At 54.3% G+C, this 26,841-nt stretch carries 19 protein-coding genes, 1 tRNA gene, 1 pseudogene and 1 riboswitch; of the genes and pseudogenes, 15 read left to right on the forward strand and 6 right to left on the reverse strand.

Going from position 1 to position 26,841, the window contains the following annotated elements; all coding sequences use genetic code 11:
* Positions 1–125: 125 nt before the first annotated feature.
* Entirely contained in the window at positions 126–1,310 is a 1,185-nt protein-coding gene (locus tag V9K95_RS10870; RefSeq protein ID WP_336440794.1) for a DUF2793 domain-containing protein, read from the reverse strand.
* 175 nt (positions 1,311–1,485) lie between these two features.
* Between V9K95_RS10870 and V9K95_RS10875 the strand changes: the two genes are divergently transcribed.
* Positions 1,486–3,321: a polysaccharide biosynthesis protein gene (locus V9K95_RS10875; protein ID WP_336441009.1), complete on the forward strand. Its 1,836-nt coding sequence runs from the start codon at positions 1,486–1,488 to the stop codon at positions 3,319–3,321.
* A 12-nt stretch (positions 3,322–3,333) separates the two neighbouring features.
* Here the strand turns inward: V9K95_RS10875 and V9K95_RS10880 are convergent, their stop codons facing one another.
* Positions 3,334–4,329, reverse strand: a complete 996-nt coding sequence (locus tag V9K95_RS10880) for a glycoside hydrolase (RefSeq protein WP_336440795.1) — start codon at positions 4,327–4,329, stop codon at positions 3,334–3,336.
* Between the two features lie 166 nt (positions 4,330–4,495).
* Between V9K95_RS10880 and V9K95_RS10885 the strand changes: the two genes are divergently transcribed.
* A tRNA-Gln gene (locus V9K95_RS10885) sits at positions 4,496–4,570 on the forward strand.
* 91 nt (positions 4,571–4,661) lie between these two features.
* Positions 4,662–4,787, forward strand: a pseudogene (locus tag V9K95_RS10890) (helix-turn-helix domain-containing protein); the annotation flags it as partial.
* A 37-nt stretch (positions 4,788–4,824) separates the two neighbouring features.
* On the opposite strand, the gene V9K95_RS10895 reads toward V9K95_RS10890, so the two are convergent.
* The gene (locus V9K95_RS10895) at positions 4,825–5,622 is read right to left on the reverse strand and encodes a hypothetical protein (protein WP_336440796.1); all 798 of its coding nucleotides are present in this window, start codon (positions 5,620–5,622) and stop codon (positions 4,825–4,827) included.
* A 348-nt stretch (positions 5,623–5,970) separates the two neighbouring features.
* Between V9K95_RS10895 and cysD the strand changes: the two genes are divergently transcribed.
* The 3 genes from cysD to cysQ are packed head-to-tail and all read left to right on the forward strand — an operon-like array spanning position 5,971 to position 9,656.
* On the forward strand, positions 5,971–6,876 hold the full coding sequence (gene cysD / locus V9K95_RS10900) for a sulfate adenylyltransferase subunit CysD (protein ID WP_115052206.1): 906 nt from the start codon (positions 5,971–5,973) through the stop codon (positions 6,874–6,876).
* Positions 6,876–8,825: a sulfate adenylyltransferase subunit CysN gene (gene cysN / locus V9K95_RS10905; protein ID WP_336440797.1), complete on the forward strand. Its 1,950-nt coding sequence runs from the start codon at positions 6,876–6,878 to the stop codon at positions 8,823–8,825. The genes cysD and cysN overlap by 1 nt, the downstream gene beginning before the upstream one ends.
* 12 nt (positions 8,826–8,837) lie before the next feature.
* On the forward strand, positions 8,838–9,656 hold the full coding sequence (cysQ, locus tag V9K95_RS10910; protein WP_336440798.1) for a 3'(2'),5'-bisphosphate nucleotidase CysQ: 819 nt from the start codon (positions 8,838–8,840) through the stop codon (positions 9,654–9,656).
* A 131-nt stretch (positions 9,657–9,787) separates the two neighbouring features.
* On the opposite strand, the gene V9K95_RS10915 is transcribed toward cysQ, so the two are convergent.
* Genes V9K95_RS10915 through V9K95_RS10925 form a run of 3 tightly spaced genes read right to left on the reverse strand, consistent with a single transcriptional unit; the run spans position 9,788 to position 12,555 of the window.
* Positions 9,788–10,801 (reverse strand): FecCD family ABC transporter permease, encoded by a 1,014-nt coding sequence (locus V9K95_RS10915; protein WP_336440799.1) that lies wholly within the window; start codon positions 10,799–10,801, stop codon positions 9,788–9,790.
* Positions 10,802–11,749: an ABC transporter substrate-binding protein gene (locus tag V9K95_RS10920; RefSeq protein ID WP_336440800.1), complete on the reverse strand. Its 948-nt coding sequence runs from the start codon at positions 11,747–11,749 to the stop codon at positions 10,802–10,804. It abuts the gene before it with no gap.
* On the reverse strand, positions 11,746–12,555 hold the full coding sequence (locus tag V9K95_RS10925) for an ABC transporter ATP-binding protein (protein WP_336440801.1): 810 nt from the start codon (positions 12,553–12,555) through the stop codon (positions 11,746–11,748). Before V9K95_RS10925 ends, V9K95_RS10920 begins: the two co-directional genes overlap by 4 nt.
* 270 nt (positions 12,556–12,825) lie before the next feature.
* A riboswitch (cobalamin riboswitch) is annotated at positions 12,826–13,039 on the reverse strand.
* Positions 13,040–13,582: 543 nt separating this feature from the next.
* Between V9K95_RS10925 and V9K95_RS10930 the strand changes: the two genes are divergently transcribed.
* The 9 genes from V9K95_RS10930 to V9K95_RS10970 all read left to right on the forward strand — a co-directional run bounded on the left by V9K95_RS10930 (position 13,583) and on the right by V9K95_RS10970 (position 26,836).
* Positions 13,583–16,918, forward strand: coding sequence for a transglutaminase family protein (locus V9K95_RS10930; protein WP_336440802.1), 3,336 nt, complete (start codon positions 13,583–13,585; stop codon positions 16,916–16,918).
* Positions 16,919–17,084: 166 nt separating this feature from the next.
* Positions 17,085–19,499 (forward strand): circularly permuted type 2 ATP-grasp protein, encoded by a 2,415-nt coding sequence (locus V9K95_RS10935; RefSeq protein WP_336440803.1) that lies wholly within the window; start codon positions 17,085–17,087, stop codon positions 19,497–19,499.
* A 15-nt stretch (positions 19,500–19,514) separates the two neighbouring features.
* Positions 19,515–20,393 (forward strand): transglutaminase family protein, encoded by an 879-nt coding sequence (locus V9K95_RS10940; protein ID WP_336440804.1) that lies wholly within the window; start codon positions 19,515–19,517, stop codon positions 20,391–20,393.
* Positions 20,394–20,561: 168 nt separating this feature from the next.
* The gene (ppaT, locus tag V9K95_RS10945) at positions 20,562–21,680 is read left to right on the forward strand and encodes a pyridoxamine--pyruvate transaminase (protein WP_336440805.1); all 1,119 of its coding nucleotides are present in this window, start codon (positions 20,562–20,564) and stop codon (positions 21,678–21,680) included.
* A 12-nt stretch (positions 21,681–21,692) separates the two neighbouring features.
* A complete protein-coding gene (locus V9K95_RS10950; protein ID WP_336440806.1) occupies positions 21,693–23,306 on the forward strand; it encodes an ABC transporter substrate-binding protein in 1,614 nt (537 codons plus the stop codon).
* 191 nt (positions 23,307–23,497) lie between these two features.
* Complete coding sequence (locus V9K95_RS10955) at positions 23,498–24,478, forward strand: ABC transporter permease (protein WP_336440807.1); 981 nt, start codon at positions 23,498–23,500, stop codon at positions 24,476–24,478.
* Positions 24,475–25,269 carry an ABC transporter permease gene (locus tag V9K95_RS10960; RefSeq protein ID WP_336440808.1) on the forward strand — a complete coding sequence of 265 codons (795 nt, stop codon included), beginning with the start codon at positions 24,475–24,477 and terminating at the stop codon, positions 25,267–25,269. The genes V9K95_RS10955 and V9K95_RS10960 overlap by 4 nt, the downstream gene beginning before the upstream one ends.
* Positions 25,266–26,060, forward strand: coding sequence for an ABC transporter ATP-binding protein (locus V9K95_RS10965; RefSeq protein WP_336440809.1), 795 nt, complete (start codon positions 25,266–25,268; stop codon positions 26,058–26,060). The genes V9K95_RS10960 and V9K95_RS10965 overlap by 4 nt, the downstream gene beginning before the upstream one ends.
* Positions 26,057–26,836 (forward strand): ABC transporter ATP-binding protein, encoded by a 780-nt coding sequence (locus V9K95_RS10970; protein WP_336440810.1) that lies wholly within the window; start codon positions 26,057–26,059, stop codon positions 26,834–26,836. The genes V9K95_RS10965 and V9K95_RS10970 overlap by 4 nt, the downstream gene beginning before the upstream one ends.
* Positions 26,837–26,841: the final 5 nt, after the last annotated feature.

Genomic DNA, 26,841 nt, shown 5'->3' on the forward strand with positions numbered 1-26,841 from the left:
TGAGGAATGTGGGTGAGCTGCAAGATGTCTGTTCTGAGATGTTTTAGGCGTTGTGCGTGGTTCTCCCTCCTGAGCTTGTCGAAGGGCGAACCACGCACAGCGCTGTTGCTGCTCACCACCAGTGCCTATCCATAAACCCCGGTCACGGTGAAACTGTGTTTCTCGTCTCCTTTGAAATAAACCAGATTGCTTGATGAAACGGGGGAGGACTCATTGCAGACGATGGTGATATCCCCCGTCGAACCTGCATTGAGCAGGACGCCATCCTGCGGGAACACTGCGCTCAATGCCTTCTGCATGAGCGGAGAGATATCAATGGCAATATCGTTCCGGAGCGGATCGGTAATCTGAATCACGTCATTCTTGAGCCATTGCTTGATGTGTTCCGGATTGGAAACCTGCAACTGATCGGCGGTCGTATCCCATTTCACCCAAGCTGATTGCGCGGGGGAGCGGGTGATATTCCAGACGCGAATCATGGATATACCGCGCATACTTGTTGCAAAAATCGCCGCTGCGCCACCTTTGTTCAGGTTTAAAAGATTGGCTGACAACGAAGCAATTGTTGTGCTGGACGGGACCATGGGCGCTTCAAAAATGGTGGGCGTACCAGCCCAGGCGGGAACAAGCGTCATTCCGGACTGCTTTTTGCCGGTTGTTGCATGGGCAATGCCCGCAGGAAAACAGGCAAGACCCGTGGTGCTATCGGCCACCATCACATCGAACCATTTGGAGCCGTCGGCGCTGGCCTTGATGCGGAAGTCACGGCCCCACATGGTTCCCATTTCAGCACGGCCCTGATAGTTTGACTGGAACAGCAGGGAGGCTGTCTGATTGTCATCCGCCTTGTTGATCTTCAATTGATGTCCGGCCCCGGCATGATCGAACAGCGCGGCAGGGCTTTTAACTGATAGCCTGTTTGTATCATCCGCTGTTGCCTCAATCCCGAGACGGGATACCGGGTTGGTGCTGATTTCGTTCTTGATCCATTGTTTCTGGTGAAAAACGACGAAGCTTTTCTCATCTTCAATCCAGACATTCCAACCTTCCAAGGCGGAGAAAAAAGCCCAGGCGCCATCCTGCCAAGCTGCAATTTGTCCCTCGCGGCCTTTCCAGAGGCCTTTTGCTGGCGTGTTGATAATGTAACGGTCGCCCTCCTGGCTCTCCTCGGGCGGTAAAGAGGTGCTCCTGTTGATCGCCGATAGCTGTACGAGCGCGTCGAGTGCTCTTATCGCTTCATTATGAGTCACATGCTTCTGCGCTTGTGAAGGAGCGATATAAGGAAGCTTGAGGTTGGTCGTCTGTTCCATTCGGTAATCCTTTTTCCATGCACCAAAGTGCAGGACTCTAAAGCCGAATGAGAGCTGTTGGATAAGTTGCAGGCACTTAACACAAAGATTGCAATTATAATGGCCTATGCTACTGCTCTGGCAATTGCGAATACCGAGGAATAAAGATTTGGAAACATTCCGGCAAAGCATCTCCATGATGCCGCGTCGTTACAAGCAGTCCCTGCTTGTCATCTTCGACATGGTTGCACTGACATTTGCGGTTTGGCTTAGCTATTTGCTGAGATTCAGTGTAGTTTTTATGCCGAACGGCGAACAGATCATGCTCATGATCTCTGCTCCTCTCATCGCATTGCCCATATTCATCCGCTTCGGCCTGTACCGCGCTGTCATCCGCTATCTGCCTGACAAGGCGATCTGGACGATGATTCAAGCGGTGACCATTTCGGTCATTATCTGGGTCTGTCTGGCATTCCTCACGCAGATGACGGGTGCTGCAGGCGTCCCGCGTGCCATACCCTTCCTTTATTGGGTTCTGGGTGTTGCAATCATTTGTGGCAGCCGTTTTGCCGCCAAATGGCTTCTATGGAGCCCCTTAGGCGAAAAATTTCTGGAACGCCAATGCGTTATCTTCGGTGCTGGTGATGCAGGGCGGCAATTGGCCAATGCCTTGCGCTCGCAAAAGGACGTATTTGTCGCCGGTTTCATCGACGATGATAAAAGCTTGCAGGGCATGGATATCCTCGGAATACGTGTTTATCCACCGGCGAAAATTGAATATCTCGTTGAGAATTTCGGCATCAAGGAGATGATCGTCACGACCTCCGCGCTTACCGGAATCGAGCGGCGCAGACTTGTCGGCCGTCTCAAGGCGCTCGATGTGAAAGTGCGCATTCTTCCGGCAATTTCCGATCTTACCGCCGGAAAATATATTGTCAGCAATCTGCGCGATATTGATATTGACGATCTGCTTGGCCGCTCGCCGGTTCCCGCTGATCCTGAACTGCTCGACAAGACCGTGGAAGGCCGTGTCGTGCTTGTCACGGGTGCCGGCGGTTCCATCGGTTCTGAGCTTTGCCGCACGATTGTGAAGCTTGCACCCGCGAAACTTGTCATATTCGATGTCAATGAACACAGTATCTACCAATTGCAGCGCGAGCTGAATGCAATCAGCGATTGCGTCGTTATACCGGTGCTCGGATCGATCAGCGATGCGATCCTGATCCGCAGGGTTCTGGCTGAGCATAGGGTAGAAAATGTGTATCACTGCGCTGCCTACAAGCATGTGCCGCTTGTAGAAGAAAACACTGTCGAAGGTGCACGCAACAACGTCATCGGCACGGAGGTTCTGGCCAGAAATTCGTGCGAAGCAGGTGTTCGTAATTTCGTGCTTATTTCTTCTGACAAAGCGGTGCGGCCCTCCAACGTGATGGGGGCCACAAAGCGCTGGGCGGAATTGATTGTTCGCTATTACGGTAATCAGGCGCAGGCGGAAAATACCGGCCAGGTGTTCGCATCCGTCCGCTTTGGCAATGTCATCGGATCGAGCGGATCGGTTGTACCATTGTTCCGCGAGCAGATTTCAGGCGGCGGGCCTATCACGCTGACTCATGATGATATGACCCGTTATTTCATGTCGGTGCGCGAAGCTGCGGAACTCATCATCCAGGCCGGTGCTCTCTCGAGCGGCGGCGATATCTTGATGCTTGAAATGGGCGAAGCCGTACGCATCCGCGATCTGGCCGAAAACATGGTTCTTCTTGCAGGCTTGTCGGTAAAAGACGCTAATAATCCAGATGGGGATATCGAGATTGTCACCGTCGGTATTCGCGATGGCGAGAAGCTGCACGAGGAACTGTTCTACGATCCACAAGGTGTTTCGGCGACGCGTCACCCGAAAATTTTGCGGGCACAGCGCCGCGTTAACGGGTTGGATCATCTGCCCGGCTCAATTGATGAGTTGCGCAGCCTGATAGAAAAGCAGGATGCGGAGGGCATCAGGAAGTTGCTGTATACGATCGCAGCTTCCTGAAGATCGCCTCGATTACGGTTTGCTTGACCTTAGCCGTCTGAGCAGGAGGGTCACGGCAGCAAGCGCTATGATGATGGCAAGCACTTGGCGCCAGCCTGACTGCATGGTGAATAGTGCACAGGCTGCCAAGATGAAGTTGAGCGCCACCACGCTCAAAATGATCAGCCAGACAGACCACCCCGAACGTTTGGCAATTTGATAGGCGTGCTTTGAGTGGGCATTGAGAATATTTTCGCCCGCGGCCAATCGCATAAACAGGGTTGATGTTGCATCGGCGATGAAGAAAAGCGGCAATATCAGCCCGGCCCAAATCGTCATTTCGCGAGCGACCATGAAGAAAGTGACGCCGCTGAGCAAACCGATTGGAAGACTGCCCGAATCGCCCAGAAATATCGTTGCTTTCGGGCGATTGAAAAAGAAAAATCCGGCCAATCCACCCGCAATGGACATGGCGAGACTGCCAGTTCCGAAGTTCACCAGACCAAATAAAGAGAAACCGGCAATCAGGGCTAGCGGGACGCCGAGTCCTGCAACAACCATCAGGTCTATGCCATCCATAAAATTGGTAATGTTGATGAAATAGACCAGAGCCGCGACCAGCAAGGCCCGCTCCACCAGAAATGGCAATAAATCCGGCAGCAGGCGGAAATTATCGCCCAATCCATAAACAGCAATCACGGACGCAATCAATTGTGCCGCCAGACGTATGGATTCAGGCAGATGATGACGGTCGTCCAGGAAGCCGACGATCCATAAAACTGTGGCTCCAAGGCTGGCCGATATAAGGAAATGCAACGGAAGGCCTGCCTCAGCCCCAAAAAACCAAAGCGAAACCAGTATGGCAGGAACAAGGGCAAGACCGCCGAGCTGGCGCGCCGGTTGGGTGTGATTCGATCGATCAGTAATTGTTGCGCCCAGAAAATTTGACGGCAGCATCCGCATGGCAGCCCAGAGCAGAATTGCGCTCGCTATGGCGACGGATAAAAATGGAATTATGATAATGGTCAATGCTGATCCCCGGTCATATGTGCAATACAGCACCCTTGTCATGAAAATAATGCCGAAACAATTGTGGGATGAGACAAACTGGCCGATCATTCACGTTGCACAAGCTGAAACCAACGGTTATAAGCCGCGCTGTCGCATGAGGATTTCGCATCCGATGCAGACATGTTGGGGCGTCGCCAAGTGGTAAGGCAACGGTTTTTGATACCGTCATTCGGAGGTTCGAACCCTCCCGCCCCAGCCAAACCATAATTGTGAATTTCAGCAGCGCCTTTTGATTGATCTCCAGTTCGAGATCAGATTTTAGCGCACGCATATTTTATGTATTTGAGGTCGCCAGCTATCTGAATACCAGCGAATCAACCATCCAAAAGTGGGAAAGCGGTGCGAAGCGGCCCAGCGGCATGGCCCTGAAACTGCTGGCGATGGTGCAAAAGCATGGCCTGCAAGTTTTAAGCTGAGGGGAAGCAAATTGGCTCGTGAACTCCAGAACCATGCTTATAGAAGGTGCTGCACGCGCTCAACCGCCCAATGATAGAAACTGCCTTCGAGCGGTGGTTCGTTTGATGGGCCCTTCTTGTGGATATGGAAGCCAATGAAATCAGGATGCTTCAACGGTTCCAGGCCAAAGGCCGGATCGTAAATGCGTAGCGCATCCCGTCCCGTCCAATAATAGAAGTTTTCTTTTGGGGCGCCATCTTTGAAAAACCCATAGCGCTTAGCCAGCCGGGAAATGCCGTCATTGGCGAAAACAGTAATGCCCACCATTGCTGGCGAAACCTTTTGGCCGGTTAGCCGAAACCATGCCGGGCGCAGGACACGGCGGCGAAAACCCAGCCAAGGCGGCACGATCCGCGTGCTTTCCAGATAGGCGTCGAATTCCCTGATAACCGGATTGTCCGGCGGCAGATACATGGCCGAAACACCAAGGCGGGTGAAGTTTTCGCGGGCCAGATAAGGACGATCGGGCGAGGGGTGGAATTGTTTGGTCAGATAGATATCGGTGTCGAGCCACAGGCCTTGCTGTTTTTTCATCAAGGTGACGCGAAACAGATCGCTGAACTGGCCTATGACACGCGTATATTTTGGGATATCGGGAAAGTCGGGATCAAGCCGGAAAAAATAGTCCTTGCTCAATATCTCGGAAGCGTCGTGCAACTCGATGGATTTTGGCAGGTTCTCGATCTCTTCGAAAGCATAGAGTTTGACCCGTTGACCGGTCATGGCCATCGAAGCGAGGCAGACACGATCGACTTCGCGCAATCGCGGCCCATACCAGAATGTGCAAATATCCATGCGAACGGCCCCTTTATCATCTGCTCATCTAGGGCGGGGCGCTGCATTCGTCAATTACGCGCTCTGCAATTGTGGATCGATTCCCAAAGGATTTATTTTCTAGGGATGGGTTGTTTTAAAACATGCTGACGGCGCGCATTCGGAAGAGTGGAAATATGTTCTGATAATCAACGGATCACGGCAACAAATTGGCGCGGATTTGGGTTGGCCTGAGAAACTATCCTTTCCCTAAGGCAGGGCGCTACACTATGTTTGCGGTCGCTGACCAAACGTGTTGAACTGCGTTTGGGATCAGGCGATATTTGTTACAGGTATGATGCCTGGCGACATGAGTGGGTAATGACTTTCATGACCAAGAATTTGACGCATTTGCAGCGTCTTGAAGCCGAAGCGATCCATATTTTTCGTGAGGTTGCCGCTACATTTGCCAATCCGGTGATGATGTACTCCATCGGCAAAGATTCATCCGTTATGCTGCATCTGGCGATGAAGGCCTTTTATCCCGCCAAGCCGCCCTTTCCGTTTCTCCATGTGGATAGTACGTGGAAATTCAAGGAGATGATCGCGTTTCGTGATTCAGAGGCTGATCGTCTCGGATTTGATCTGCGCGTTCACAGCAATCAGGAAGGCATTGAGCAGGGCATCAGTCCTTTCGTGCATGGATCAAACACGCATACCCATATCATGAAGACCGTCGCCCTGCGTCAGGCTCTCGATAAATACGGATTTGACGCAGCCTTTGGCGGTGCACGGCGCGACGAGGAAAAGGCCCGCGCCAAGGAACGCATTTTCTCATTTCGCAATGCACAGCACTCCTGGGACCCGAAGAACCAGCGTCCTGAAATGTGGAAAATTTACAATACGCGCGTCGCCAAAGGCGAGTCGATCCGTGTGTTTCCTATCTCAAACTGGACCGAACTGGATGTCTGGCAATATATCATGCAGGAGAATATCCCGATTGTTCCGCTGTATTTTGCCGCCAAGCGCCCCGTTGTCGAGCGTGACGGAATGCTGATCATGCGCGATGATGAGCGCATGCAGCTCTTGCCGGGCGAGGTATTGCAGGAGAAAATGGTGCGCTTTCGTACGCTTGGCTGTTACCCGCTGACGGGCGCAGTTGAATCCGAAGCGGCAACGCTTCCCGAAATTGTCAGCGAAATGCTGATCTCGCGGACGTCAGAGCGCCAAGGGCGCATGATTGACCGGGACGAGGCCGGTTCGATGGAAAAGAAAAAGCGTGAGGGCTATTTCTGATGAGTAAGCTGGCCCATATCGAAACTTCGGTTGCACAATCCGCAGCTGAGGAAATCAGCGCTTACATGGCAGAGCAGGAAAAGAAGTCGCTGCTGCGGTTCCTGACCTGCGGCTCTGTCGATGACGGCAAGTCAACGCTCATCGGCCGGCTTTTATACGACACCAAGCTGATCTTCGAGGACCAGCTTGCAGCGCTGCAAAATGACAGCCGCAAACATGGCACCAATGGCGAAGATATCGACTTTGCTCTCCTTGTCGATGGGCTTGAGGCCGAGCGCGAGCAGGGCATCACAATCGACGTTGCCTATCGCTTCTTCTCGACGCCAAAGCGTAAGTTCATCGTTGCAGATACGCCCGGCCATGAACAATATACGCGCAATATGGCAACAGGCGCCTCCACGGCTGACCTGGCCATTGTGCTTGTCGATGCGCGGCAAGGGATTTTGCGTCAAACAAGGCGGCATAGTTTCATCGCGTCCCTGCTTGGTATCCGCAACATCGTGCTTGCGGTCAACAAGATCGATCTGGTTGATTATTCGCAGGATGTATTCGAGACGATTGTCAAACAATATCAGGAGTTTGCAAGCGAACTCGGATTCAAAACCATACAGGCAATTCCGCTATCCGCTCGCTTTGGCGATAATGTAATCGGCCCATCGGGAAATTTGGGCTGGTATGAAGGCCCGTCGCTTCTGCAACATCTGGAAAATGTGGCTCTGGATTATGCCGATGCAACGCGTCCGTTCCGTTTTCCTGTTCAGTTCGTCAATCGCCCCAACCTCGATTTTCGCGGATTTTCAGGCACCATAGCTTCCGGCACAGTCTCGCCGGGTGATGAGATTGTGGTGGCCAAATCCGGCAAAGTTTCGCGCGTGAAACGAATTGCGACGTGGGACGGCGACCTTGACCAAGCGGGAGAAGGGCAGGCCGTCACCATTGTGCTGGAGGACGAGGTCGAGGTTTCCCGTGGCAATATGCTGGTCTCGCCGGATAATCGCCCCGAAGTGGCCGATCAGTTTGCCGCGCATCTCGTCTGGTTTTCCGAAGCGCCATTGATCCCCGGACGCTCTTACATTTTGCGTACCGAGACCGATCAGGTAACGGCAACCATCACTGATCTGAAATATCGAGTCGATATCAATAGTTTCGCGCAGGAAGCGGCCAAATCGCTTGATCTGAACGAGGTTGGTGTCGTCAATATTTCGACGCAGGAGGCGATTGCTTTCGATGGATATAAATCCAACCGCTCGACCGGTTCCTTTATTCTGATAGACCGGCTGACCAATGCGACGGTCGGTGCGGGTATGATCGATTTTGCCCTGCGCCGCGCCTCCAATGTCCATTGGCAGGCACTTGATGTCGACAAGGCATCGCGCGCAAACCAGAAGGATCAAAAACCTGCGGTCGTCTGGTTTACCGGCCTGTCGGGCTCTGGAAAATCGACAGTCGCCAACCTTGTCGAAAAGCGTCTGGCTGCACTTGGCAAGCACACCTATATTCTTGACGGTGACAATGTCCGCCACGGTCTTAACCGTGACCTCGGATTTACCGAAGAAGATCGCGTGGAGAATATCCGCCGCGTTGGTGAAGTTGCCAAGCTGATGGTTGATGCGGGTTTGATCGTGCTGGTCTCGTTCATCTCGCCATTCGTCGCCGAGCGGCGCATGGTCCGCGAATTGCTTGGCGATGGCGAGTTCATGGAAGTTTACGTTGATACGCCGTTTGAGGAATGCGCGCGGCGAGATCCAAAGGGTCTTTATGCGAAGGCCCTGCGCGGTGAAATCAAGAATTTCACCGGTGTGGATTCGCCTTATGAAGTGCCGGAGAATCCGGAGCTTCATCTGAAAACCGTGGGACGGACAACCGAAGAGCTTGCCTCGGAAGTGGAAAAGCTGCTCACTGATCGCGGAATCATCTTCAATTTCGATCATAGTTCGTGGTCGATCTAGGCAGGGCTGAACGTGACAGTAAATCCAGTACCTACAACGATCGACTACGCATCGTTGCTATCCATATTCGAGAAAACCGCGATTGCAGCCGGCCTCGAAATCCTGCGCATCTACGAAGAAGGTTGCGACGTCGCGCTTAAGGACGATAAGTCGCCAGTCACTGCTGCGGATCATGCGGCTGAAGCAATTATCCTGGAAGCATTGCGCCGGGCAACGCCGCATATACCCATTGTTGCGGAAGAGGAAATTTCCGGCGGACATGTGCCGGGGGATCTCGGCGACCGGTTTTATCTCGTCGATCCGCTGGACGGAACGCGCGAGTTTGTTAATCGCAATGGCGACTTCACAGTCAATATTGCTCTTATCGAATATGGTATTCCGGTCTTGGGCGTTGTCTATGCTCCGGTTCGTGGCTGGCTGTTTACAGGTGGCCCGGATGGCGCGAGGGAAATAACGCTGGATCATGGGGGCAGCATTGTTTCGGCACGGCAAATTTCCTGCCGCAAGGCACCGCAGCAGATGATCGCCGTCGCCAGCCGCTCTCATCGTACGCCGGAAACCGATGCGCATCTGGAAGATTTTGATATTGAAGAATGTGTTTCTGTTGGATCGTCGATCAAATTCGGCCTGTTGGCACGGGGCGAGGCGGATATTTATCCACGCCTGAGCCGGACGATGGAATGGGATACGGCTGCCGGGGATGCAGTGCTTCGCGCCGCTGGTGGAACGACGCTCACGCTGGATGGCAAGTTGCTGAGCTATGGTCGCCGCAATCAGGCGGATGATGCTGATTTTGCCAATCCCGGATTCGTCGCTCGGGGCAGACTATAGCCAGTTTTCAGCTTTAAGACCTGGAACCCGGCTGAAATCCTTTAGATTGTTTGTCACGAGAATAGTGCCTCTCGCACAGGCATATGCCTTAACAAATGCCATTTGGCTTTGGTCTGCAGTAAATTATCATCTCATCCTTTGCGCAGCAGCAAGGTGACGACGAAGAACGCACCGATGGAGCTGGTGACGACGCCAATCGGCAATTCCTGCGGCGCGAGCAGCAGTCTTGCGATGAGGTCGCTTGAAAGGAGCAGTATGCTTCCGAAAAGCGCGCAAGTTACAATCAGTCCGGCATGGAGCTGGCCGGAAAAACGCCGCGCAATATGGGGAATCATCAACCCGACAAAGCCGATAACGCCCGATACTGAAACAAAGATCGCGGTTGAAAAGGCACAAACAATAAACACGATATTCCGGGTTCGATTGACCCTGACGCCGAGGCTTTCCGCGGTGTTTTCGCCCGCCAAAAACGCATCAAGATTGCGGTGGTTATAAAGCGCGAAGACGAGGATCGAGGCGAGGCCAATCAATGCCAGCGGCAGATTATCCCAACGCGCAATTCCCAGTCCTCCAAGCGTCCAGAACAATACCGAATGGGCGGCGCGTTGATCGCCGGAAAACACCATATAATTGGCAAGCGCCGTGAAGATGAAGGATACGGCAAGGCCAGCAAGGATCATGCGCTCGGGACCTTGACCTTGTACGCGGCGCACCAGCAGCAGAACGATAATAGCTGCGAGCATGCCACCGCTGAACGCAGCAATGGGCAGGGTCCATACGCCGAAGCGATCGCCGAAAAGACTTATAACCGATACCGCGCCAGCAGCAGCCCCCGAGGAAAGACCAAACAGGAAGGGGTCGGCGAGATCGTTGCGGGTAACGGTCTGCAACATTGCGCCAATGATGCCAAGGCCAGCACCGACGCACAGGCCGAGAATGGCGCGGGGCAAACGCAGGTCGACAATAATTCTTTCTATGGGCACAGTCGTGGCCAGATCGCTGAGCCCTGCAAAATGCGCCAAGGCATTCAACACGTCGCCAAGCGCGATAAATGTTGAGCCATAGGCAATGGAAAGGAGCCCAAGCACGATGACCAGCACCGTGCTTACCGCTAAAGTCAGTTTTGTTCCCGCCGGAAAATGCACTCAGAATGCTTCCGGATGCATTGCCTTGGCAATCTTTTCGATGGCTTCGATATTCGCAGGACCCGGCGTAAGTTCCGCATAACGAAGGGCGACAAAGCGCTCGTTCTTTACTGCATCGGTTTCCTTCATCGCCGGATGGCTCTTCAGGAAATCGAGAAGCTTCTTATATCCAACATCATCCTGATAATCGAGCAGTACGAGAAACTGCGGATTGCGCGATGCAACAGTTTCCCAAGAGGTGGTGGCCCAGCTGGATTCCAGGTCATCCATGATGTTGACGCCGCCAGCTTCGCTGATCATCGCTGAAGGGATGGCGAACTTTCCAGCGGTGAATGGTTTGTCTTCACCGGAATCATAAAGGAACACGCGGGTACCGCTGTTGGTGCCGACCTTCTTTTTGATCTGTGCCAATTGGGTCTTCCAGCCGGAAATCAGTTTTTCAGCTTCTGCTTCCTTGCCGAAAATTTTGCCCAGCTTTTCGATGTCGCCATAGAGAAGTTCCATGGAAGCGGCAGGGCGGTTTTTATCGAGATGGACGCAGCTCTCGGTCAGTTCGAGGGTTTTGATTCCATAGGGCGCAAGTGTATCGGGGGTAACTTCGCCGCCGATGCGCATGCCGTAATTCCATCCGGCAAAGAAGAAATCAGGCTGCACGGCGATAATATTCTCGAGTGTCGGATTTTTTGGTGCAAGTTCCGGAATGGAACCCTGCTGCTTGATGAAGGCATCATCGAGCTTGTACCAGCCGGTGATTCCGGTCACGCCAACCATTGAAGATTGCAGGCCAAGCGCGAAAGCCATTTCGCTCATGTTAATATCATTGACGACAACGCGCTTGGGCGCTTCATCGAAACTTACGGTTTTGCCACAGCTGTCGACAGTTACTGGAAAGGCGAATGCCGGGGCCGATAGAATCGTAAAGGCCAAGGCGAAAAGGGATTTTTTCATAAAATACTCCGGGGGTGAGAATGGGCGTCATGGTTTGGTTCGGGTGCTTCAAACACCATAAGATCGCGTTGGCGGGATGGGTGCCTGAGGCGCAGCACATCAAGGTCAAATACATCGCTGACAATGCGCGGGGTTAGCGTTTCGTCGGGCGTGCCTGATGCTACAAGCTGAGCGCTGTGCATGACTGCTACATGGGTGGCAAAGGGCGCAACAAGCGGCAAATCATGCAGAACGGCAATGGTCGTGACATTAAGTCCGGCAACCAGCAGGAGCAGTTCGCTGCGCGCCTTTGGATCGAGGTGATTGGTCGGTTCATCAAGAAACAGGATGGCCGGTTGCTGGGCGAGGGCGCGCGCCAATTGCATGCGCTGCCGTTCGCCGCCTGACAATGAACCCAATGTACGACGGCGGAAATGGCTGATCCGCGCGCGCTCCATGGAATCTTCGACGATTTCCCGGTCGACCGTGCGCGTTAAGACGCCCAGATGGGGAATGCGGCCAAGAGATACATAATCCTCGACAAGAAGCTGTTGATCGGGGGCATCGGTCTGGCCGACAAAGGCAAATTGCCGGGCCCGCTCAAGCGGCGACATTGTACCGATAATTTTGCCGTTGAAGCTTATTCCGCCGGACGTCGGTGGCAGCAGCCCGGCCAGCATGCGCAGCAAGGTGGATTTTCCAGCGCCATTCGGCCCGATAATAGCGAGCCTTGCGCCACATCTTATGCCGACCGACGCAGCATCAACCAAAATATGGGTTCCGGTTTTATAGCTCACGGCTGTTGCATCAAGCTGTATATGGCTCACGGGCGCGCTCCCATGCCGTGGAAATATTCTGAGGACTTCGACATGGGTAAGAGATAGCGTAATGTTATAACAATCGTCAATGCCGATTGTTTGAGAGGGTAGATAATATGATGCTGGGTCGAAGTGACGATGCGCGAAACGTTCATACCTGCCAACTTTCAAGGGGAGGACAGAGAACGCAGACGATGAACCGGAAGCTATTCAAAGCATTCGGGTGCCGCTAATGCGGACAGAGGTCATCGCATCGCTCCCGGCACACCCCGTCCGGTTCGAATTTCAATTATGATGGCAGGTCTCCTGGCTCACGGGTCTTGGCAAAGCCTTACCTTCCCGATCTTGCGATCAGTGGCATCATCAGGCGTCGCTCACCGCTTACAGTTGCGGGGGCAGCCACGGTTTCGGTCCCTTTTGGGTACGCCTCACCGTGTTCCCTTTTCATCTCCAGCATTGTCTAGCCGGAGAAACCATCACGATGATTAGTAGTTGAACCGAAGTGAAAATGAAATGGGGTAAAAGAGATAGCACTTGGAAAAAATAGAAGAATGCTATGTTTCCCTCAGGAGTGAGAGGGAGGCTATCGCCCACCTCCCGTTTTCTGGTTTAATGAATGGAGATCCGGATAGTGAGTGTCCAGCTCGTCCGGGTCTTTTTCAATTCCAGGGTGATAATCAGCAGCTACCCTTTGTTGGCATTGAGTTTCTGCGTGGTTCGACGGGGCTCACCACGAGGAATGTGGTTTGATTGCACATTGGTCGATAACCTTGCAGGAAGTGACTTCCTGCAAATAATAACCTCCCTCATGGTGAGCTCCGTCGAACCACGCAGCAAGCCTAATGCAAATTATATTACCCCCTCTCTTGGATTTGGTTGTGTCGTCCATTTTGCCAGCCCGTTTAAGGTGCAGATTCAGTACGTGCTAAAATAAATGGCAGAATAAGTTTTTTAAGCGTGAACAAGCCGATGGAGTAGGCTAGGCTTCGCATGTAGCCTTTGGCGACATCGATGTTTTATTGAATTTTGGGGCGACATGGCAATTCACGCAGCAGTCTATCACCTGACTCACTATAAATATGATCGCCCCATCATGCTCGGGCCGCAGATCATCCGCCTTCAACCAGCTCCGCACTCGAGAACCAAAGTGCTGAGCCACTCGTTGAAGGTCAGTCCATCCAACCATTTCGTCAATTTGCAGCAGGACCCTTACGGTAATTTTCTGGCCCGTTTTGTCTTTCCTGAGCCCGTCACGGAGCTCAAGATCGAAGTCGATCTCATTGCCGATATGACCGTCTATAATCCGTTTGATTTCTTCGTCGAACCTGCCGGGGAAATCTGGCCATTCGCTTACCCCGAAGATATACGCGACGATCTTTCCATATATATGAAGCCGGAGCCGATTGGGCCGCTTCTGTCGGATTTTCTGGCAACGATTGATCGCTCAAGCACCAATACAGTCAATTTCGTCGTGGACCTTAATGCCCGCATCCAGCGCGAGATTGGTTATGTTATCCGCATGGAAACCGGTGTCCAAGAGCCGGAAACCACGTTGAATGTCCGTACAGGTTCGTGCCGTGATACCAGCTGGCTTCTCGTCCAGACCTTGCGTCATCTTGGCTTGGCGGCGCGTTTTGTTTCCGGCTACCTCATCCAGTTAAAGCCCGATCTGGTGGCGCTGGATGGGCCTGCCGGGACAACGACGGATTTTACTGATCTACATGCCTGGTGCGAGGTCTACTTGCCGGGTGCCGGTTGGATTGGCCTTGATCCGACATCGGGGTTGCTGACTGGCGAAAGTCATGTCCCGCTGGCCGCAACACCTCATTATCGCAATGCTGCACCGATTTCAGGCATGGCTGAACCGGCCAATGTCGAATTCGGTTTTGACATGCGGGTAACGCGCGTCTCGGAGCATCCACGCATTACCAAGCCATTTTCCGATGAATCGTGGGACGCGCTCGATGCGCTTGGCAACAAAGTCGATGCGCTGCTCAAGGAACGGGATGTTCGCCTGACCATGGGCGGCGAGCCGACATTCGTTTCAATTGACGATTTTGAATCCGGCGAATGGAACACCGATGCCGTTGGCCCAACCAAGCGGGCAAAAGCTGACAAGCTGATCCGGCGCTTGCGTGATCGTTTCGCGCCGGGCGGATTTCTGCATTACGGGCAGGGAAAATGGTATCCGGGGGAGAGCCTGCCGCGCTGGACGTTCTCACTCTATTGGCGAAAAGACGGCCAGCCCATCTGGGTCAATCCTGATCTTATCGCCGTGGAAAACAGCAAGGCGGATGTCAAACCGGAAGATGCGGGCAAACTGCTGGTGGAGATGGCTGGCGAATTGGGCGTTGAAGAAGATATGGTTGCCGCCGCCTATGAGGACCCCGCAGAATGGATCGTCAAAGAAGGCAATTTGCCGGAGAATGTTGATCCTTCAAACTCCATGCTGAAAGACCCGGAAGAGCGCAGCCGCATGGCGCGTGTTTTCGAACGGGGACTGACAGAGCCAACAGGATTTGTATTGCCGGTACAGCGCTGGAACAGCCAGGCTGCGCAAGGTCCGCGCTGGCGCAGTGAAAAATGGACTACGCGGCGCGGCAAGCTCTTTCTGGTTCCGGGCGACTCTCCTGTCGGTTACCGCCTGCCGCTGGGCGCTCTGCCACATGTGCCGCCTTCCGAGTTTCCCTTCATCGTGCCGGTTGACCCTTCCGTAGAGCGGGGTCCTTTGCCGGATTCGCCGGCATTAACCGGCATTGATGTGAGAGACGAGCCGCAAGCGGTTGCTTCGTTCACCGCCGCCGAAGGTAATGCCCAAGAGCGTGTGGAGCAGGAACTGGGAGAGATTGGCGGCGCGGTGCGTACAGCCATTTCGGTTGAACCGCGCGATGGCCGGTTGAGCGTGTTCATGCCGCCGGTTGAGGCGCTTGAGGACTATCTTGAACTTGTCGGGGCGGCGGAAGCTGCTGCCACCAAACTCGGCTTGCCGGTTCATATCGAAGGTTACGGACCACCGCAGGACCCGCGCATCAGCGTGATACGCGTTGCTCCCGACCCTGGCGTGATTGAAGTAAATATCCATCCGGCTTCGAACTGGCGCGAATGCGTGGCAACAACCGAGACGATTTATGAGGAAGCTCGCCAGACAAGGCTTGGCGCTGATAAATTCATGATTGACGGGCGGCATACGGGCACTGGCGGCGGCAATCATGTGGTGGTTGGCGGCGAAACACCCAATGACAGCCCGTTTTTGCGCCGTCCGGACCTTCTGAAAAGTCTGGTTTTGCATTGGCAGAGACATCCATCCTTGTCCTATCTGTTTTCAGGCATGTTCGTTGGCCCGACCAGTCAGGCGCCGCGTTTCGATGAGGCGCGGCACGACAGTCTTTACGAACTGGAAATCGCCATGGCGCAGGTGCCTCTGCCAGGTCGTGGTACGCCGCCTCTGCCTTGGCTGGTGGACCGGCTGTTCCGCAATCTCCTGGTGGACGTTACCGGCAATACGCATCGTTCGGAAATTTGCATTGACAAGCTTTTCTCGCCAGATGGTCCAACCGGACGGCTTGGCCTCGTCGAATTTCGCGGTTTCGAAATGCCGCCCAATGCCCGCATGAGTCTCGCACAACAATTGCTGGTTCGGGCATTGATTGCCCGCTTCTGGAACAACCCGATCGAAGGCAGCTTCGTGCGTTGGGGTACGACATTGCATGACCGCTTCATGCTGCCGGCTTTCGTCTGGGCGGACTTTCTCGATGTGCTGGCCGACCTGCGCCAGAACGGCTTTGACTTCCGTCCGGAATGGTTTGAGGCGCAATTGGAATTCCGCTTTCCCTTCTGCGGTGAAATCGTCAATGAAGGCGTCAGACTGGAATTGCGGCAAGCGCTTGAACCTTGGCATGTGATGGGCGAACAGGGCGCTATTGGTGGCACGGTGCGTTTTGTTGACAGCTCTGTCGAGCGTTTGCAGGTGAGGGTCGAAGGCTATAATGCCGCGCGTTACAGCGTTGCCTGCAATGGCCGCGAAGTGCCGCTGAAAATGACTGAGACCAATGGTGTTGCTGTTGCAGGGGTTCGCTACAAAGCCTGGCAGCCGCGCTCCGGCCTGCATCCGATGATCCCGGTCAATGCGCCGCTGGTGTTTGATATTTACGATCAATGGTCGGGACGGGCTATTGCAGGCTGCACCTATCATGTCGCCCATCCGGGCGGGCGCAGCTACGACACATTCCCGGTTAACTCCAATGAAGCGGAGGCGCGCAGGCTCGCGCGGTTCGAGCCCCGCGGCCACACGGCTGGAGCCTATGAGCTGCGAAAAGAACAGGCATCGCCGGAATTCCCGATGACGCTGGATTTAAGAAGGCCGCGTGGTTGAGTTGTGCGTGGTTCGACAAGCTCACCATGAGTAAGGTGGTTTGGCTTCATAGGTAGCTGTGAGATCGTAGAACTACTCAATGCAATCCTCAACCTTCCTCATGGTGAGCTTGTCGAACCACGCACAATAAGTATGCAGCGGATATGAAACACCCTATAGATTGATGATGTCGCAAGTGAATAAAACCAAGGCACCCGTAATTCCCAGCCTGCTGGCGGGCTACAAGCCCTTGCCGGGAATTGCCGACGAAATGATTGATCCTGCGGGTGCCGTTCGGCCCGGCTGGGAAACGCTGCTGCATGCGCTGGATGAAATCGGCCCGGAAAAATTGGCGACACGTTTTGCGCGCGCCAATCAATATCTGCTGGATGCTGGCGTATTCTACCGCATCTATGACGAGACGGGCACGCAGGAACGCCAATGGCCGCTTGCCCATATTCCCCTGCTTATCAATCAGGAAGATTGGGATACGATTACCGCTGGTTTGACCCAGCGCGCCGATCTGCTTGAAGATATCGTTTCCGATATTTATGGCGAAGGAAAGCTTGTACGCGATGGCGTGCTGCCGCCTGACCTGATTGCATCGAACCCGGAATTTCTGCACCCGGTGGCCGGTATAAAACCGGCAAGCGGACGCTTCCTGCATTTTTGTGCTTTTGAATTGGGTCGCGCTCCAAATGGCCAATGGTGGGTGCTGGGCGACCGGACACAGGCACCGTCGGGCGCAGGATTTGCGCTGGAAAATCGTGTGGCAACCACCCGCGCTCTGTCCGATATTTCCGCCTCAATGAATGTGCATCGGCTGGCGGGCTTCTTCAAGGATTTCCGTGACTCGATGCAGTCGCTGGTCACCGATCCGCAGGCCCGTGCTGCGATCCTGACGCCCGGTCCCAACAATGAAACATATTTCGAGCACGCCTATATCGCCCGCTATCTTGGCTTCATGCTGCTTGAAGGCGACGACCTGACGGTTGCCAAGGGCAGGGTGATGGTGCGTACCGTTTCAGGACTGAAGCCGGTTGATGTGCTTTGGCGCCGAATGGATGGTGCCTATATGGACCCGCTCGAGCTTAAATCAGATTCGTGGATCGGTACGCCGGGCATGGTGGGTGCCTTGCGCAGACGCTCTGTCTCGCTGGTCAATGCGATTGGTTCGGGCATTCTTGAAACCCGCGCCTTGCTGGCTTTCCTACCAGCCATTTCAAAAGCCCTGCATGAGCGGGATCTGGCGCTGCCAAGCATAGCGACGTGGTGGTGCGGGCAGGAAAAAGAGCGCAAGCATGTCATGGACCGGTTTGACCAGATGATGGTGGGCCCGGCTCTTTCAACACGTTTGCCATTTGAAGACGAGCAGGCAACTGTGCTGGGATCAAATCTTGATCCTGAAGCACGCAGCGAACTGTTTGCCCGATTGCAGAATGACGGGCGCGGGCTGGTCGGTCAGGAAGCTGTCAAGCTTTCGACGACCCCCGTCTATGTCGATGGCAAGCTGGAACCCAGACCCTTTGTGCTGCGTGTCTTTGCGGCGCGTCACAAGGATGGCTGGAGCTTTATGCCAGGTGGTTTTGCGCGCGTCGGCTTTACGCTCGATACGGCGGCAATTGCCATGCAGCGCGGCGGGCAGGCGGCGGATGTCTGGATCACCAGCAAGGGGCCGGTTGCAAAGGACACGCTGCTTCCCCGCGAAGATGATGTTTTCCAGCGCAATGTGCCGGGAACCCTTCCTGCGCGCGCTGCTGAAAACCTGCTATGGATGGGCCGTTATATTGAGCGCGCCGAAGGAACCGCACGCATACTGCGCGCCTGTCATGCGCGCTTTGCCGAGGCACCCAATCAGGAATTGCCGCTTCTGACCGAAATGCGCGCCTATCTCAAACCACTTGGCGTTGATTTGGATCAGGCGGTTCCCAAGGGCTTGCAACGATCAATCGACGGCGCGATGCTTTCGGCTGGACGCATTCGCGACCGGTTTTCGCCCGATGGCTGGCTGGCACTGCACGATCTATCAAAGACCGTGCACCGCTTTTCCGATGTGGTGTCACCCGGCGATGACACCACCCGCGCCATGACGATTATCCTGCGCAAGCTTGCCGGATTTTCCGGTCTCGTCCACGAAAACATGTACCGGTTTACCGGCTGGCGCTTTCTCGAAATAGGCCGCAGGATTGAGCGCGGCATCCAGATGGCAAGCATGCTTGCCCGCCTTGCCCGGCATGATGCCGCGGAAGGCTCGCTGGAAATGCTGTTGGAGATCGGCGATAGTGTGATGACGCATCGCCGGCAGTATAGTGTTTATTCCGGGCGGATCAGCATTCTGGATCTTCTGGCGCTGGACCCGCTCAATCCGCGTTCGATCATCTTTCAGCTTGACGCGCTGAAAACGGAATTCAGCTTGCTGCCAACGCGTGAGATGGGCCGGAATAAACCGGCGGGCATGCAAATGTTCTCCAAGGATGTGTTACGATTGCACACGCAACTGGCCATTTCAGAACCGCATGAATTGACGCCGGAAACACTTCACAAGGTCGCCTATGACATTGGTGCTTTGGCCGATGCAATTTCCGAGACGTATTTTGCGTGAGCGAGTCCAGAACTGATGCTGTATAATATCCGCCTTCATCTCCATTATGATTATGCGCGGTCAGCGGCTGCCGGGCGGCATCATGTGCGGGTCATGCCGCAGACATTGCCGGGTGTTCAGCGTGTTATTGCATCCAGTCTGTCATTCGATCCCGTATCGGCAGAGCGCTCGGAGTTCATCGATTTCTTCTCCAATTCGGTTACGTCCATCGTTTATCGCAATCCGCACGAGACACTTGATGTAAACATGACCGCGCGCGTCAATGTCATGCGCCCTCCGGTCATGCTTGATGTTTCACCCGATATTGCAGGGCTGAGGAAGGAAATTCGCAGTGTGTGGTCGATAGCGGCCGACGCGCCGCATCATTTTCTCGCTTCAAGCAAATATGCGGCCATTGATCCGGATATTACTGCCTATGCTGCGTTGAGCCTCACCAGTAGCCGAACCGTTACGGAAGCGGTGAGCGATTTGAACCGCCGAATCCACGCGGATTTCAAATATGATGGCGCAGCCACGGATGTGCGCACGAATGCTCGTCAGGCCTTCGATCTCAAGGCTGGTGTATGCCAGGATTTCAGCCATGTTATGATCGCGGGCTTGCGAGGGTTGGGCATTCCGGCTGGCTATGTCAGCGGCTTCCTGCGAACCATACCGGCGCCGGGCAAGGAACGGCTTGAAGGCGCTGACGCCATGCATGCATGGGTACGTGCCTGGTGTGGACGGGAAGCGGGCTGGCTGGAATTTGATCCGACCAACAATATGGCTGCCAGCAATGATCATATTACGATCGGCTGCGGCCGTGACTATGCCGATGTTTCGCCCATTGTCGGTGTTTTGAAGACAAGCGGCTCACAAGAGGGCAAACAATCGGTGGATGTCATCCCGCTGGAATAGCCAAGCGAGTTATAATGTTTTTGCGAAAACATTATAACTCTGGTTTTCACAACAGATTTGCATCCGTGACAAGATTATTGGAATGGTTTTTCTTGGGTTTCGGTAGGCTGCGGAATATGGTTCATGTTCTGAGCCGTCAGCGTTCAAAATGCGGGATGAAATTCCAAAGTGCTATTGCCTCTTTCTGTTCCACCATTGATGCTGACAACGGGACCCGTGCCGGTTTACCCCGAAGTGCTCAAGGCGCTGGGTGCGCCCGTTCTTTATGATTACCATCCAACCTTTCAAGAGTTCTATGCGGCTGTTGTCGAGAAGCTGCGGCTTGCGTTTCGAACCGATATAGCGCCGGTAATCATGCAAGGAGAAGCAATCCTTGGCATTGAGGCCGGCGCTGCTGCTCTGATTGCCAAGGATGACGTGGTGCTTAATCTTGTATCCGGCGTTTATGGCAAGGGATTTGAAGGTTGGGCGGCAAGATATGGCAAGGAAGTGATTGAACTGGCGGTTCCCTTCGATGAGGTTATCGACCCGCAAGCCGTGAGGGATGCGTTTCGCCAAAGACCCGATATTTCCGTGGTTTCACTGTGCCATCACGATACGCCATCCGGCACGCTCAATCCGCTTTATGAAATCGGCGCGATAGCTGCCGAGCATGGCGCTTATCTTATTGTGGATGCGGTATCTTCCTTTGGCGGCATGGACGTGCACCCGCAGAGTGCTCATGCAGATATTTTCATCACTTCACCATCCAAATGTCTGGGTAGTACGCCCGGTCTTAGCTTGATCAGTGTGAGCAAGCGGGGGTGGGAAAAAATTGAGCGCAATAGCGATGCTCCGCGTGGGTCATTTCTCAGTCTTGCCGCGTGGAAAGATGCTTCGATACCCGGCAGGACTTTCCCCGTGACGCCCTCAATTGCCGAAATTTATGCATTGGATGCCGCGCTCGACCGATATGCCAAAGAGGGGCCGGAAAACGTCTGGGCGCGTCACGCCGAAACGGCTGCCATCGCTCGCAAGCGATTGCTTGAACTGGGCATTGCGCTATGGCCGAAGCGAGAGGTTTGGTGCGCGCCCACGGCGACGGCTTTCAGTCTGCCGGAGGGCTTTACCGATGTGGAACTGCGCGACCGGCTTTTGAATGAGTACGGTATATTGCTCTCGCTCGGGCGCGGCGACACATCAGGAAAAGTTTTGCGCATTGCACATATGGGTGCATCTGCGCAACCCGACTTTGCTCGCAAGACAATCGAAGCATTAAGCTCCATTCTGTCCCAATCCATTGATTGAAGGATTCCAACAATGTCCCGCATCCTGTTGAATCGTCGTAACTTTCTCCAGATAAGCGCCAGCGCTGGCGCTCTAATCCTGACGCCGCAACTGGCCTTCGCGCAGGATGCGCCTGTCAAGGGTGGACGGCTTGTGGTTGCAGGCGATAGCGAGCCTGCCAATCTTAATCCGGCCATCGTCGCATCAAATGGTGTTTTCTTCGTCGCCAGCAAGGTAATCGAACCTTTGGCTGAACAATCCTACGAGGGAAAGGACGGGCTTGATGCGCGGCTCGCTACGTCCTGGGAAGGATCTGCAGATGGGCTGTCGGTGACGTTCAAATTGCGGGAAGGGGTGACCTGGCATGATGGCAAGCCTTTCACCTCGGCGGACGTTGCTTTTTCTGCCCTCGAGGTCTGGAAGAAACTGCAAAATCTCGGGCGCGTCGTGTTCAAGAATTTGGCGGCCGTTGATACGCCGGACGAACATACTGCGATCTTCAGGTTCTCGGAGCCCACGCCTTTCCAACTTATCCGCAACGCGCTACCCGTCGTAACATCAGTTATACCGAAGCATGTTTATGAAGGCACGGATATTGCCAAGAACCCGGCCAATCAGAAGCTGGTCGGAACCGGCCCGTTCAAGTTTGGCGAATACAAGCCGGGTGAGTATTTCCTGCTGAAGCGCAATGACGCCTATTGGGAAAAGAATGAGCCGCTGCTTGACGAGATCGTCTATCAGTTTCTTCCTGACAGGGCGGCAGCCGGAAATGCGCTGGAGGCAGAGGAAATTCAACTGGCGGCATTTTCGGCAGTTCCCCTTGCTGATCTTAGCCGTATCTCAAAATCTTCAGGCCTGAAGGTCTATGCGAACGGCTATGAGGGACTGACTTACCAGTTGATTGTCGAGATCAATCATCGGCGCAAGGAATTGGCGGATGTGAAAGTGCGCCAAGCCATTGCGCATGCCATTGATCACGATTTTGTCGTGAAGACCATTTTCCTCGGGTTTGCCAAATCATCGACAGGACCCGTTCCTGCCTATGACCAGACCTTTTACGAGCCGGGAACGGCGACCTATGCTTTTGATCCGGCAAAGGCTGAAGCTTTGCTGGACGAGGCTGGCTATAAGCGCGGCAGCGATGGCAACCGCTTTAAATTGAAACTGCTTCCAGCGCCATTCTTCAACGAAACCAAGCAGTTCGGCGATTACCTTCGTCAGGCTCTGGGTAAGATCGGCATTGATGCGGTGGTTGTCAGCAATGATACGCCTGCGCACCTGAAGGCGGTCTATACTGATCATGATTTCGATATCACGGTCGCAACGCCGGTCTATCGTTCTGATCCGGCAATTTCAACGACGATCCTTTTTGAAAGCGGTTTGCCTTCCGGCGTGCCTTTCTCCAATCAGTATGGCTATGCCAATGCGGAAATCGACAAGCTTATCAAAAGCGCGGCTTCCGAGCTTGATGGCGCGAAGCGAGCCGACCTGTACAAAGAACTTCAAAAGAAAGTGGCGGACGACCTGCCGCTGATCAATGTGGCGGAGTTTTCATTCATTACAGTGGCGAGGGACACGGTGCGGAATGTATCGGATAATCCGCGCTGGGCGGTATCGAACTGGTCGAATGTCTGGTTGGCAATATAACTTCGAGTTTTGATTATATAGTTGCATTACTGTTATGCGTGGTTCGACAAGTTCACCATGAGGAAAGTGGTTTGGCTGCATCATCGCAGTCGGAGTGCGCTCCGATTTGCAATGCTACCACTTCCCTCATGGTGAGCTTGTCGAACCACGCATAAGTTTGGAGCAACCAGATAATTCTTGAAGGATACCCTTTGCCGCCTCTTGCCGCATTTTTCCTGAAACGCCTGCTCACTGCGCTGCCGGTTTTGTTCATCGTGCTGGTGGGCAGTTTTCTGCTGCTTGAGGCAGCTTCAGGCGATGCGGTGGATGCCTATATAGCGCGTTCCGGCGCCATGGATGCCGAGCAAATAACGCAGCTACGCACGGAGTGGGGCCTGGATAAAGGGCCGTTCTATCGTTTTGGGGCCTATATATCAACGCTCGCCCATGGGGACCTTGGGTGGTCAACAGCATTTGAGCGCCCGGTAACATTAGTCATCGCGGAAAGGCTGCCCGTCACATTGCTCTTGATGAGCATCGCGACAGGCCTGGCATTTTTCTTAGGGTCATTGCTGGGGGTGGCGGCGGGTGCCCGGCCCGGATCGTTGTGCGACAGGATATTGTCGACGGGTTCCCTGGCACTTTATGCCGTACCGGGATTCTGGCTGGGGCTGGTTTTGATCGTGGTCTTTGCGGTTGATCTGCGCTGGCTGCCAATTGGCGGAATTGAGAGCATTGCTTCCGGCAAAACCGGCCTTGCACGACTAGGCGACATTGCGGTGCATCTCATTTTGCCCGTTTGCGCGCTGGCGATGGTCTATCTCGCGCTTTACCTCCGCTTGATGCGCGATCGCATGGCGGAAATCTGGCACGATCCCTTTGTAAAAGGCCTTGAGGCGAGGGGTTTGAGCCGCCGCCGTATCGTCTGGCGTCATGTTGCCCGCAACGCGGTCCTGCCGGCGATAACGATGCTTGGTTGGCAATCGGCTGCTATGCTCGGTGGCAGCGTGGTGGTTGAAAGCGTTTTCAACATTCCCGGTTTTGGCCGGCTGGCAGCGGAAGCTGTGGCGCGCCGCGATACGCCTTTATTGCTCGGAGTCCTGCTGTGTAGCGCCATTACCGTGATTATCGCCAATCTGCTCGTTGATCTGGCCTATGGCAAACTTGATCCGCGCGTGAGGATCGGGCGATGAGTTCGTTCAGGATCGGCGCTGCCCTGCTTTTGCTGCTCGTGCTGATGGCATTGTTCGCGCCGGTGATTGCGCCGGGTGACCCGCTGGCAATCAGCGGGCAGGCTATGCTGCGTCCTTTTGAATCGGAGGCGCATCTGCTTGGCACCGACAGGCTTGGACGGGATGTCTTTGCAGGGCTGGTGCATGGAACGCGCACGACGTTGCTTGTGGCATTCTTTTCGGCCGCAGCCGCCCTCATCATTGGCAGCATTGTTGGAACCATTTCCGGTTTTCTCGGCGGAATTACCGATATTGTGCTGATGCGGATCACCGAAGCGTTTCAAACCGTGCCGGGATTTCTATTGGCGCTTGCCACGATCAGCGTTACCGGGCCAAGCGTGCCCACGCTTGTTCTGGCCATCAGCCTTGGCAACTGGACGCAAGCCGCCCGGGTCACGCGCGCCGAAGTCCTATCATTGCGTGAACGCGATTTCGTAGCGGCTGCACGGACACTCGGCATGCGCCCGTTCGAGATTGCCTTCAGGGAAATACTCCCCAATGCATTCGGGCCGACAGCATCGCTAGCAGCTATTTCCGTTGCTACTGCGATCCTCATTGAAGCAGCCTTGTCGTTTCTCGGATTCGGCGATCCGAACCGGGTGACCTGGGGCAGCATGATTGCAGAAGGCCGCACGGTTTTACGAGCGGCTCCCTACCTCTCAATCGTGCCCGGTATCGCGCTGGTTGTCACTGTTCTGAGTGTTCATCTGATCGGGCGCGGGCTTTCTCGCACGGAAAGGTTGCAGCCATGACAGATAGTTACCTGAATGTGCGGAATCTGAATGTGAGCTATGGCAGCACAACAGCGCTCAAAGATGTCTCGCTGCAATTGGAAAAGGGTGGGAGGCTGGCATTGATCGGTATGAGCGGGTCGGGCAAGTCGACTTTGGCCATGGCTGTCGCTGGTCTTTTGCCAAAAAAAGCACGTATCGATGGTACAATTGACTTTGCAGGTCACCGCCCGAAACTTGGCAGTGAAATTGGTGTCTTGTTTCAGGATGCCAGCGGCAGCCTCGATCCGGTTATGAAGGTTGGAGATCAGATCGCCGAAGTTGTGGCGACGCATCTCGGCATGAGCTGGATAGCCGCGCGGGTGCGTGCCGCCGAATTGCTGGACCGGGTAAAAATTCCAAAGGCATTATCGCGTCTCAACAGCTATCCGCATGAATTCTCGGGCGGTCAGAAACAACGTATCGCTTTGGCAGCGGCGCTTGCGGGAAATCCTTCAATTTTGATCGCGGATGAGCCGACCAGCGCATTGGACACGGTTATCCAGCGGCACATTGTCGATCTGCTGGATGAGTTGGTCAAAGATGGCGGCTTGACGCTATTGTTCGTGACCCATGACATTGCCCTTGCATCGGAGCGGGCTGACGAAATTGCTGTGCTCTATCAGGGAGAACTAGTGGAGACTGGGGCGGCGAGCCAATTGCTGAGGGAGCCGAAGCACCCCTATACCAAGGCATTGATTGACACCTATATTTCGCTGGACCGGCCACGCAGCACCCGCCTTCCGGAATTGAACATGGCGGATTTGCCATGATGGATGGCTCATCATCTCCCCTTATGGAGCTAAGGAATGTCGCCAAGCGTTTTGGCGACCGCAGCCATGACGGATTGAAGAATATCAATATCTCGCTCATGCACGGCGAAACCTTGGCTATTGCTGGCAGCTCGGGTTCGGGCAAAACGACATTGGCCCGGCTGGTGATGCGGTTAACGCGGCCTGACGAGGGAAGCATTCACCTCTTGGGGCAGGACATAACGCATATGGGCGGCGTCGCCTTGCGCCGCATGAGGCCACGATTCCAAATGGTGTTTCAGGATCCTTTGGCGGCATTCAATCCGCGAGCAAATGTGAAGCGCATTTTGGAAGACCCACTGCGCATTCATGGCTTTGCGAGCAAGAGTGAATATGGCGATATTCTCGCCCAGACGCTGGAAAGAGTTGGGCTCGGCACGCAATATCTGCAACGTCTGCCCTTGGAACTTTCCGGCGGCCAGCGCCAACGGGTTGCCATTGCGCGCGCAATCCTCACCAAGCCTCAACTGATCGTGCTGGATGAGCCGGTATCAGCGCTTGATGTGTCGGTGCGTGCTCAAATCCTCAATCTATTATTGGACCTTCAAGCGGAAACCCGCGTTTCTTACCTGTTTATTTCCCATGATCTGGCTGTGGTCCGCGCTTTCGCGAACCGCATGATTGTCATGGAAGAGGGCCGTATTGCCGAAGAGGGCTATACGGAAGAGGTGCTGGTAAATCCACAAGCCATTGCGACACAAGTATTGATAGATGCAGTGCCGCGCTTGGTGATTTAACCCTG

The organism is Phyllobacterium sp. CCNWLW183, assembly GCF_037203775.1.
GTDB classification, from domain to species: Bacteria; Pseudomonadota; Alphaproteobacteria; order Rhizobiales; family Rhizobiaceae; genus Phyllobacterium; species Phyllobacterium ifriqiyense.